This is a genomic window from Limnospira sp. PMC 289.06, assembly GCF_032350395.1.
In the GTDB taxonomy this organism is placed as follows: domain Bacteria; phylum Cyanobacteriota; class Cyanobacteriia; order Cyanobacteriales; family Microcoleaceae; genus Limnospira; species Limnospira platensis.
This window is the reverse complement of record NZ_JARPLC010000009.1, coordinates 21,105-31,952: the sequence shown is the minus strand read 5'-3', so window position 1 is coordinate 31,952 and position 10,848 is coordinate 21,105. Positions and strand designations below refer to the sequence as shown.

10 protein-coding genes and 1 CRISPR repeat array (1 of these 11 cut by a window edge) are annotated in these 10,848 nt (G+C 45.7%); of the genes, 1 reads left to right on the top strand and 9 read right to left on the bottom strand.

Going from position 1 to position 10,848, the window contains the following annotated elements:
- Positions 1 to 1,483: a CRISPR direct-repeat array (repeat unit 37 nt; unit sequence GTTTCCGTCCCCTTGCGGGGAATTGGTAGGGTTGGAC) (it extends 695 nt beyond the left edge of the window).
- Between the two features lie 331 nt (positions 1,484 to 1,814).
- Positions 1,815 to 2,099, bottom strand: coding sequence for a CRISPR-associated endonuclease Cas2 (gene cas2, locus P5674_RS03760; protein WP_006616890.1), 285 nt, complete (start codon positions 2,097 to 2,099; stop codon positions 1,815 to 1,817).
- A 52-nt stretch (positions 2,100 to 2,151) separates the two neighbouring features.
- Positions 2,152 to 3,126, bottom strand: a complete 975-nt coding sequence (cas1, locus tag P5674_RS03755) for a CRISPR-associated endonuclease Cas1 (RefSeq protein WP_315669807.1) — start codon at positions 3,124 to 3,126, stop codon at positions 2,152 to 2,154.
- A 157-nt stretch (positions 3,127 to 3,283) separates the two neighbouring features.
- Here cas1 and P5674_RS03750 point away from each other — a divergent pair, with 157 nt between their 5' ends.
- Positions 3,284 to 3,412 (top strand): hypothetical protein, encoded by a 129-nt coding sequence (locus tag P5674_RS03750; protein ID WP_286131298.1) that lies wholly within the window; start codon positions 3,284 to 3,286, stop codon positions 3,410 to 3,412.
- A gap of 69 nt (positions 3,413 to 3,481) precedes the next feature.
- Here the strand turns inward: P5674_RS03750 and P5674_RS03745 are convergent, their stop codons facing one another.
- The 7 genes from P5674_RS03745 to P5674_RS03715 all read right to left on the bottom strand — a co-directional run bounded on the left by P5674_RS03745 (position 3,482) and on the right by P5674_RS03715 (position 10,847).
- The gene (locus tag P5674_RS03745; protein WP_315669806.1) at positions 3,482 to 4,582 is read right to left on the bottom strand and encodes a putative CRISPR-associated protein; all 1,101 of its coding nucleotides are present in this window, start codon (positions 4,580 to 4,582) and stop codon (positions 3,482 to 3,484) included.
- Positions 4,583 to 4,603: 21 nt separating this feature from the next.
- Positions 4,604 to 5,728, bottom strand: a complete 1,125-nt coding sequence (locus P5674_RS03740) for a CRISPR-associated protein, APE2256 family (RefSeq protein ID WP_006616887.1) — start codon at positions 5,726 to 5,728, stop codon at positions 4,604 to 4,606.
- Positions 5,729 to 5,789: 61 nt separating this feature from the next.
- Positions 5,790 to 8,093 carry a TIGR03986 family type III CRISPR-associated RAMP protein gene (locus P5674_RS03735; protein ID WP_315669805.1) on the bottom strand — a complete coding sequence of 768 codons (2,304 nt, stop codon included), beginning with the start codon at positions 8,091 to 8,093 and terminating at the stop codon, positions 5,790 to 5,792.
- A 98-nt stretch (positions 8,094 to 8,191) separates the two neighbouring features.
- Entirely contained in the window at positions 8,192 to 8,773 is a 582-nt protein-coding gene (gene csx19 / locus P5674_RS03730; RefSeq protein ID WP_006616885.1) for a type III-D CRISPR-associated protein Csx19, read from the bottom strand.
- Positions 8,774 to 8,848: 75 nt separating this feature from the next.
- A complete protein-coding gene (locus tag P5674_RS03725) occupies positions 8,849 to 9,001 on the bottom strand; it encodes a hypothetical protein (protein ID WP_231851941.1) in 153 nt (50 codons plus the stop codon).
- A 75-nt stretch (positions 9,002 to 9,076) separates the two neighbouring features.
- A complete protein-coding gene (locus P5674_RS03720; RefSeq protein WP_231851941.1) occupies positions 9,077 to 9,229 on the bottom strand; it encodes a hypothetical protein in 153 nt (50 codons plus the stop codon).
- Between the two features lie 67 nt (positions 9,230 to 9,296).
- Complete coding sequence (locus P5674_RS03715; protein WP_006616732.1) at positions 9,297 to 10,847, bottom strand: RAMP superfamily CRISPR-associated protein; 1,551 nt, start codon at positions 10,845 to 10,847, stop codon at positions 9,297 to 9,299.
- Position 10,848 lies beyond the last annotated feature (1 nt).

The following is a 10,848-nucleotide window of genomic DNA, read 5'->3' as shown; positions in this document are numbered from 1 at the left end:
TAGTGGCACAGTGTGCTAGTTTCCGTCCCCTTGCGGGGAATTGGTAGGGTTGGACGACGAGGAACTCGAAACACGCGAAATCAGTTACACAACTTTGTTTCCGTCCCCTTGCGGGGAATTGGTAGGGTTGGACGCAGCACTCCAGGCGCTCCTGACCGTCCTCACCTTTGAGGCGGGTTTCCGTCCCCTTGCGGGGAATTGGTAGGGTTGGACAATACTTGAAGGTATAGATAAATCAGGAAAAACAACATTAAGGTTTCCGTCCCCTTGCGGGGAATTGGTAGGGTTGGACTCGCAGCGATTAATCTGGCAAAACGATTACACCCTGTAGACTGCGAGGTTTCCGTCCCCTTGCGGGGAATTGGTAGGGTTGGACAGCTATGATGCTAGACATGATGCCACCAAGGCAAAGAATGGTAGCGTTTCCGTCCCCTTGCGGGGAATTGGTAGGGTTGGACGTTCGTACCACTAGATAGTGTTCTTAGTGGCACAGTGTGCTAGTTTCCGTCCCCTTGCGGGGAATTGGTAGGGTTGGACCGACTTAAGTTGGCTAGAGGAGTTCAGCGATATATTATAAACGAAGTTTCCGTCCCCTTGCGGGGAATTGGTAGGGTTGGACTTTTGCGGTTTGTCCCTCAACCGCCGCAATTAACCGAAGTTTCCGTCCCCTTGCGGGGAATTGGTAGGGTTGGACAAAACTGGTGGAAATCCAGCAGGCGCTGACAGAAACCCGTGGTTTGGTTTCCGTCCCCTTGCGGGGAATTGGTAGGGTTGGACGGGGCACGTTTGGGAAGTGCAAGAAACGCGGCATGGCTTCGTTTCCGTCCCCTTGCGGGGAATTGGTAGGGTTGGACTTCTTCTCGGTTTGCTAATTCCGGGAGGGTTTCTTCGTCAAGTTTCCGTCCCCTTGCGGGGAATTGGTAGGGTTGGACTGGGATAAATGAAGGGGACGGGCTCCACCCCTGGAAAAACAGAGTTTCCGTCCCCTTGCGGGGAATTGGTAGGGTTGGACATAGAGTGTCAAGAGAAAATCCAGGTCGGTTTCAAATCATGTTTCCGTCCCCTTGCGGGGAATTGGTAGGGTTGGACTAATGGTTTCTTGTCCAGGGAAAGGCAGATAACAAAGTTTAGTTTCCGTCCCCTTGCGGGGAATTGGTAGGGTTGGACCTAACGCCTCTGTAGGCTCTTCTGGGAAAAAGCCTTCAGGCAAAGTGTTTCCGTCCCCTTGCGGGGAATTGGTAGGGTTGGACCGAGTTTATCGAGTTTGTCAAAAGCATCAATCAAATAAGTTTCCGTCCCCTTGCGGGGAATTGGTAGGGTTGGACAGTCAATGGGGTTCACCCTTGACGATGTCTTCGGAAAGCAACGTTTCCGTCCCCTTGCGGGGAATTGGTAGGGTTGGACGACGAAGAGAGTCGTGGCTGACCAAGGTGTAACAGCCTTGATGTTTCCGTCCCCTTGCGGGGAATTGGTAGGGTTGGACCCTATACCTTTGGAAACCTTACAGTATGCGGTTTTCAAGGTGCGTTTGCGCGAGAACACGTAGAAGGTGCTTAACAAAACTTTACAGGCTTGTTTGGCGCGAGTAAATTCGTTTGTTTTGCGATGTTTTTATATTATCAGGAGTTGTGCGAGACTGTCAACCCCCCAAAAAACAAATTTCTCTTTTTTTAGCTCAAGTTTATATCAGGTTTCTGTTGTATCCTCGTCGCGCCATATTATTAAAAACTGCAATATAACTTTACATTGCTGAAAATCATTGACTCAAGGGCATTTCAGCCCCAAAGCCATCAAAATTTGGACGATCGCCACCCTTACAAAATGAGAAAGTCTGGTGGTTCGTAAGGAAGCGGTCCCCCGTAGACCTTAACCTGAGCTTTAGTCGAGGGATTGAGGGGATAAGCCCGCAGACTATCCTTTTCTAAATTCAAAACCTTTAGCCACCGCTTATTCAATAAGTCCTCCAGAATTTTTTCCTCCAGGGGACACTCAAACACCGAATACTGAACCCGCTGACACCGCGCCTCCAACAACTTCGCCAACTTGTTGCGGCGCTTGTCGTCTCTTACGTCGTAGCAAACCAACCAAAAATTCGCCATAATGATATCCTTCTAAAGACTTGAGAGTAGGGGATCTGATGCACCGATGATTTCACCGAAAAATAAAAGCCTCATAGTCCAAGCGAGTTTCTACCAAACAACGACCGAGCGATCGCCCCTGCTCCAAAAGGATCTGACTTAGTTTAAGTTTCCGATGTTGTGGGGGATATAGGATAGAATCCTGGAGTTGGCGTTCCAACTGTCCCAAGTACAGCTTTTTCGCCGTTTGTCCCAACCATATCCCCTCCTCCTCCCCTGGTGCGGGTTCAAAATCATTAGGATCAATCAACCCGCTGTTAATTAAAGCGATCGCCACCCGATCAACCACTACCGGGCGAAATTCCTCCATCAAATCTAGTACCAAATTGGGGCGAAATGGGGCGTTTGCATGGAAAAACCCCAAATAAGGGTCAAACCCCGCCTGAACAGTAGTCGCAAATACCCGCGCCAACAAAACCCCATAACCCCAACTCAATAGCGCATTAACGGGATCTTTAGGTGGGCGGCGGTTACGTCCGGTGAACTTCCACTCTGGGGGGAACCAGTGGGTTAGCCCTTGGAAATAAATACGGGCGCAGACCCCCTCAACTCCCATTAATTCATTGCGATCAAGGGGAGTTTCTGTCTGTTTGAGCCGGGGAAGGTAGGAGGCGATCGTGTCGATCGCTTCAGTTAATTGGGTGATTTTACCCTGAGTTTCGCGGTTGCGTCGCTGAAGAAGGTATCGCTGGTTACGGACTTTCCCCAAAATTAGCTTTTGGGCGATCGCCATGCTGAAGGTGGTATCGAGGGCGCGATATTGGGCGAGTCTTACCGTCGGGTTGGTGTGAAAGTGTCCCTGGAGACGGCCGCGAAACCGTCCGTCTTGGCGTAGAAAAATGGTTTCGATGCCACGATCAAGAAGTTGGGCGATCGTGCTATCGGTTAACTGAACCCCTGGAAGTATGACCACTAAATCAACTTCGGCTAGGCGGCAAGTTGTGGAACCTTTGGATTGCTGAATTATTACAGTTCTTTTGGTAATCATGCAATATGGTTTCCCAGTCCCCCTCCCCCCTGGGATTCCGATTTAGGGTCAGGGTAATCTTGCCGGCTATTTCCCTGCTGTAATTATCGCACCTTTGGGATGATTTACTGTCATCACCTATACAGTCTTAATTGTCGGGATTTCTCTAGCCGGAGGAATGGTTAGCGATCGCCCCATTTTATCTCTGTTGCGACGCAATGGTTGGGAAATGCTCATGTCCGATGATCCAGAATTGTATACCCAAATTGCAACCGCCAACGCCACCCCCCCTCTCTCCCAGAAATGATCAAATAAAAATCCCTGGGGTGGCGGCTGAGTCACCCCAGGTTAAATCGATGGGATTTACAAGGTAAATTTACTGGCTAAATTCCTGTTTGAGATGAATAGCAATGGTATTGGTTTCGGCGAGATTTCGTCCGGTGGTCTGGATGCAAATACCATAACCCGCATCTGTCCAAGTTAGCACAAATTCCACAATTCCCTTGGGATAGGTGCGGCGAATTGGTGTTTTTTGCTTAGGGTTAAAAGGCAGAGAGTTGACAATACTTTTTACATAGGGCGATCGGCTAACTTTTTGAGAAAAAGCCATCAATACATCTTTGCCATGGTCATCTCGCAAACTGATATTTTTCGCCTCCGGTTTAGTGTCATCTTGGGGAATTATCTCTAAAATTGTGGTTTGCTGTTTGGCGAATTGTAGGCGCGATCGCTCATTAAAGAGTACCCCCATGGCGGACAAACTAATCAAATCATCCTCCCGGTCTACTAAAGATGATAAATAGGGGTCGTCGATAGGAAATTCCAGTTGGGAGACTCCGGCGGTTTGTTCAGTTTCCAGACATTCAAACAGCAAATAGTTATTTAGCCAAAAAGCTAAATCGAGGGCGATCGGTTGGGGGGGTAATTCGATGACTTCGGAAAATTTCTCGAATAGGTAATAGACCGGAATTCCTAGGGCTTGTCCAATCATTCCCGCGAAGGAAATTTGGGCTTTATATCCACCAGTCGCATTAATGGCGATCGCCTCTGGGAAAAACGTGCGAACCTCCGTGCTAATTTCCTTAACCAAATTTTTCAAGCCTTTTTGTCGAAAATCCTGGACGCTATCATCACGCAGTCCCGTCAAAACTCGATATTCTACCTGTTGAAAATTGAGGGGATTTCTGGTATAATCAAAATACAGTTTAAGCAGATTTCCCATGGCTCTGCCATCATCAGTATCTGATACCAAAAATATCAGACGGTTGCGATCTGCCAAAAATCCTTTATCACAAATACTGGCGATCGAGTTAATTTCCGCCCCACAAAGGCGATCGGTATTCTTACGTTCCAGCAGCAGAAGCGATAACTGTTTCCAGTTTTGGGCTTTTAAAGCCTCTTGAATAGCCGCATCATCACAGTATTTAAGGTTATTCAGCAGGCTAGTTCCCACGGTGCAAATGAGTGTATTTCTCATGATATTCTCCAAAATTTTCAATTATGGATTATTATTGACATCTGGCTCTGTTCCATAGCGACGCAAAGTTAACTGACCATCTGACGATGTACAGCTTATGCGAATACCTTGTGTTACCCGAAAGTGAGCAATTCCTCCCTTGTTTGTGTAAACTTCATATAAAACTCCTCCATCTTGTTTCAACGGACCAGTGTTACCTTGATGCTTGCTCAATAAATAAGAAACCTTAGCCAAGGTTTCTTGCAGCTTGACTTTCTCTTTAGAATTGCGAATAGTTTGATAATCGCTGCGGAAAGAATCTTGGTAAATCAATCTTGGGAATGACAGTAAATCCTGTGAAAGCAATTCTGATTTAGACTGATTCCAAATCAAACGCCCCCAATTAGACAATGTGACTTCATCTTCAACCTGATAAAGTAATGCTTCCCGAGAATCGTTAATTTCAGACAATTTTATCCAAGCCCCGGCTGACATTAACGCAAACTGCATTGGGTCAATTCCTGACGTATCAAACTGAAGTGGAAGGCGAGGAATTTTGATCAGCTCTGATTGGGGACTTTCAAAAATATAAACAATTTCATCAGCGTAAAACATTCCAATGGTGTTCAAGTATGCTTGTAAGCTCTTAAATCCTCCCACCAAATTAAAACAAATCCGATCTTGAGCTTCCTTATGACCGGGAATCGTATTTTCGAGCCATTCAAGGATACTGTCAATGCCATTGCCAAATTCTTCTGTGTCGGCAGTCGAAAGTTTATCGGGGGTATAAATTTGGGCCAAAATTCCTTGGCTCTCTAAAAAACTTTTGACGACTTCAGACGTTTGTATTCCCTGGGCAGTATCCGTAGAAATCAGCCAATGTGAATCCATTCGTGCATCCGACAAATTGCCATCATAGATCCCATAAATTCCATTGAGTTCTGCACTGGCTCTTCGGATACCTGGAACTGTACTGCTTTGCAAAATTGCCGTCGCGCGATCGCTAAGTGTCTCAATAATTTGTAGAATTTCAGGATTCAAATTATCTCGTTGTACATTGGCAGAATCCCGTAATAAGGCATACCAATTTTTTTCTGCCTCATTACTCCGATCAATTTGATTAGTTAACAGACTGGTTCCAACGGTTGACAAAACAAAACGACGCATTTTTTTCTCCTAATTAACGTTTTCTTTTCTGTTGATTACTTTTTTGTTGGGAGGATTTAGGTTATGAAGGTTTTGCTCGTTCAGTTGCAGCAGATGTGGGGGCATTTCCCCGACCTTGTGCCGCTTTTTGATTTGTGCGAGATTTCAGAGGTAAGCTCTTGCCACTCTCTAAACTCGGCAAACTCCAAAGATCTCCACCTTCATTGTCTGTGAACCATTCATAGTTTTTGCCTTCGGGATCTATTTTGGCATTGGTACGGGGATAGTGAATGGGAGAACCATCATTAAAACCTGTAGAACTTCGCAAAAAGGCAGCAATGAAAGATACCTTTTCAAAAGATTTACCGCTACCGTATATTTGCTGTACTGCATTTTGATAGTCACGAATACAAACAGATGGATCTAGAGATGTCGGAGTGATAGGAGTGAGCGATCGATAAAACTCTCGCCAATCCTGACCTGTTCGCCAATCGCTATTTTCTAGATCGATATCGAGCCGTACACTTCCAAACCCTAATGGCTTACCGCCTCCCAGTCGATGATGAGAGTTGTTGGGTAAGCTGAGGAGCCACAATAAGCCACCCAGTTCCACATTCGATAAATTGCTAACATCGATATCAAACGTAAACTCAGTTCCGGGATTAACCCAACCTGTGATCGAGCGGTTCTGGGAATCTCGTTCATTCTCTCCACTGTGACGACGGTATTCTTGATAGTAGCCGTTGATATCATCTGTTCGATGTTTAGCAGGATTGTCCCAGTAGCCTTCTGGTAAATGATTGTGATGGGGATAAACCTTACGACCCCGCAAACCGCGATCGCGACTTTCGTAACCATGCTCTTTGTATTCTCCTTTCTCGATCGCCTTACCGTTTTTATCCTCCGCACAGTAGAATCGCGTTTGTGCCGGTTTGGGCTGTCCGAGAATAGCTAACGGAACTCCTGACTTGCCAAAATGAGCGATCGCTTTCTCTTTCGAGGTTTGACACTGAACGCTATGAACTCGAAGATGACCTTTATACGAGCCTTTGCCATTTTGTTTGACCCAGCCAAACACGCGATCGGCGGGTGAAAGTTCTTGTTTGTTTTCTGCGGGGTGCAAACTTTTAGGCAACAGGTCTTCCGGCTTAACATCGTAAAGCCGTCGAGAAATTGTCACCGGTTGAAGCGCAACAATATCGGTATGGTGTAAATTATCAAGATCGTAACCTTTTTGAAGTTCGACATAACAGAGAGTCCCCTCTTGTAACTTCGCTTCGCTCTTCTCGTAAACATGACGCGACCAAGCCGTTTCTCCCGGTTTATTTCCTAAATAAGCACTGGGAGATATTCCTTTTTTGTCACGCTCTGCCAGGTCTTTTTCGTGAGTTTTCTGGTAGTCAGCAATGAGATCTTCCCAAAGTTCAACAATGTTGTCGTTGACTTTTACCGACACATCAGAGCCATTTTGAATAAAGACTCGCTCATTCTGCTTTCCGCCAATATTCGCACCCGTCACGCAAACCCAGCCAAGTTTCCAATCACCACCCGGAATATTGTCATCCCACCGTTGAATTTGGGTAACTTTACCTTTGCTGAGTTGAACGCGAACGCGATCGCCATGTTGAGGTAAGCCTTTCGTTGAGTTATACTTCAAGGCTTGATGCTTTTCTCCTTTATCAGGAGATTTTCCATATTTATCATAACGTGGTAATTTCGCTGCACCACCGACACAGCTAGATTCTTCTAAAATTCGCAAGTATAAATCATGTCCACGTTTCTCGACACGAGCAGGTTTTGCAGTCGTTCCTTCTGTCGCGGACATCCGATAAGCCAACCGCTTATCATGTTTAAAAAAGACTGAAAGCCGAGAATTTGTGACAGCCTCATAAGCCGATCGCAGCATTCCTTTAATCGAAGTGGGTGGCAAGTAAGGTTTACCATCTGCACCTAATCGCACCGGATAGGTTTTATGATCCTTGTTTTCAGTCATTTCCGAAGCATCAGGAATCAATAGTGGTGTGATCGTTTTGAGTTTGACTGAAATCCGTCCCGTCCAGCGATCGGAATGATAGCATCCGTGTCCGACTGGTTTGCGATCGCCTAATTCTGGATCGTCAGTTTTGCGAGGTGGTGCCGGAACAAAATTGTAGGGATTGTGGAAGTTCTTCGGATTCACATTCTTGGGAGCTTCTGAGGCTTCAGACGATGCTTCTGGGAGAGTATCCCGATCCCAAGGTTGACCTTCCTCACGCATTTTTAAGATGCGATCGCCCTCTTCTTCAAACAAGACTTTGACAGTCAATGTCTGCATCGTTGTTTTGACTTTTTGAAGGAGTGCTATGGAAATTTGTTCTTCAGGAATGCTGGTAAAAGGTTTCTGCACAAATTGTCCTTTTGAGTTTGTATAAGAAAACTCAAAACTTCTATTTGAATTTCCTTTTTTATTGATTTTAACTTTGACTTTGACGTTGCCAAGACTCATCATTTTGCCTCCAATTTAACTAAACGTTCTTCGATAACTGAAAAATTGCCAAAATTGTCGTCAATCTTAGCCAAATACTCCAGAGTCCAAAGGTAAACTCGTTGCTTTTCCTTCAGCTTCCCATCTAAAGGAATATCCAATTTACCAATCCGGGCTTCTGCCAACCGTTGCCAGCCTTGAGTTGTGACAGTATTAGTTGCTTCTCCCCACAGTAAATATTGCTGCTGGAGCCGTTCGCATTCGATTGGTTCATGGGAATAAAATCCTTGAATAGACTGTTCCGATTCCGACAAAAGCACCGCTTCCCCTTCACCATCCAAACGGTTTAACCAGCGCAACTCGCAGTTTTGGTTAAACACTCGCGCCTCAAATACATCCTCTAATAATTGGGAATCGATCGCACTCCCGTCAGACTTTCTCAACTGAGTCTCGCTCAATTTGGCAATCTGACAGCTACTCGGTGAGTACAACAGTGCGATCGCACCTTCGAGACAGTTTTGGCAAGATTCAACAGCTTGATCCAGCCTCATCGGTTGACTGCTGCTGTAACTGTGTAATATCGTTGTTTCTGTTTGGGTCATTCTCTCTCCTTTTATATATATTAAAAACTCAAAAACAGATGTTGGGTTTCGTTATCTCAATTCCACCCATCAAAGTCAGATGTTGGGTTTCGTTACCTCAACCCAACCTACAAAAGTTAGTGCGATCGCACCTTCGAGACAGTTTTGGCAAGATTCAACAGCTTGATCCAGCCTCATCGGTTGACTGCTGCTGTAACTGTGTAATATCGTTGTTTCTGTTTGGGTCATTCTCTCTCCTTTTATATATATTAAAAACTCAAAAACAGATGTTGGGTTTCGTTATCTCAATTCCACCCATCAAAGTCAGATGTTGGGTTTCGTTACCTCAACCCAACCTACAAAAGTTAGTGCGATCGCACCTTCGAGACAGTTTTGGCAAGATTCAACAGCTTGATCCAGCCTCATCGGTTGACTGCTGCTGTAACTGTGTAATATCGTTGTTTCTGTTTGGGTCATTCTCTCTCCTTTTATATATATGAAAGTCAGATGTTGGGTTTCGTTACCTCAACCCAACCTACAAAAGTTAGTTGGTTTTTATCCATTCTTGCCAAGCTACGGTTAACTCTAGCAGTAATTCATCATCAAGATTGGATATATCAAAATTTGACGAATCAGATTTCATTGAAATTTCTCCCTTTAAACCTGGTAAATTATTAATGTCGCCACTCGCGTTTAATTTCATGTCCGTCACTGCTACAGTTCCCATACCGCGATTTGTGCCGTAACCAATGGGAATCTTGCGATCGGCAAAATCGCGCAACACAAAAAGCAACAGTGCGATCGCCGGTTTAACCAAATCTTTGTGATACTTATTTAATCGCGCCAAATCCACCTGCAAACCGATCGCCTCCCACTCCACGCCAATCGGTTCCAAAACACTGTAAAGCATCCCGTCCGCTGCGCCTCCCGTCCAGCGATCGACCGCAACGTGCATAGCAGGTTGGAGCTTTTTATAGGGATTGTCTTTACCTCCGATCGCCTGTTTAAGTGGTTCTTTTAAATCCTTCGTCATATCCGTCGCATTTTCTACATTTGACCAAGCTGTTACCGACATCGGCATCGTGGCATAACAATCATCAATCGAAAGTATCCCGATCTGTCCGTTAGATGTCGCCTTTCCATTGTTAGATGTCGCCGAATTTTTTTCAGCCGAACCAAACAAAACATCGACCAAAGGAACTTGTAACTGTTTGTCAAACTTCAGGTCTTTTTTAGAAATATCGACTTGACAAACGGTCCGCACAATGCGTTCGGCGTGGGCGCGAAGTACCCCCTTAATAGAACTGCCAGGAATCACGAATCGCACGCCGGAATCCACCTGACTCACCAGGGGAAGCATATCGATCGCAATCCCATCACCTTCCGCTTTCACCATCACCGGATCGCGAGGTTTCCAGGCAATTTCAACGTTTAACTTAGACGGAGATTGATATTCATATTGAGCTTTTATTTCTTGCCAATTTTGGACTTCTCCCCCCTCAATCAAGGCAACAAACAGACCCTCTGCATTGTTGAGAGATTGTTTTTCAATCTTCAGGTTGTGCAGTTGAACTCGTCCGAGTCCCCGTGTTTTCGCCGCACCAATGCGGATGTCGCCCAGCTCCAGTGCTTGCAGTAGTTGCCAGAGTTCGGCGGGAGCTTCATCACTCTGAGCATCGAATGTAATATTGAGCGGAACTTTGACCCCTTTCGGCAAAATAGCGCGGCTGTATTTAAAGCGATCGGCTGCCGTTCCCGTTTGGCGATCGATTCCCACCCCTTCGCGGATTTCGACAGTCTTGTTTCCCGTAATTTCAGCATCGTCAATGATAATGAAACTCGCGCCGTGTTTGTCGCTTTCGTGGTCGCCCCAAATGTCTTTGATTTGTCCTTTATTCTCGTCGCCGAGTAAGCTATCCATCCATCCCCGAAAGGCTCCCGCTAAACTCGTCCCCGGAATGTAATAGTTGCCGCGACCGTTAACCGCTAAGGCTAAATCAGTATCCGCATCACCCCCTACACCACCCACATGGATGGGGGTTTTTGCTATTAATGTGCCACTAATTTTCCAGCGTATTTTAATTTTTCGTGCCATG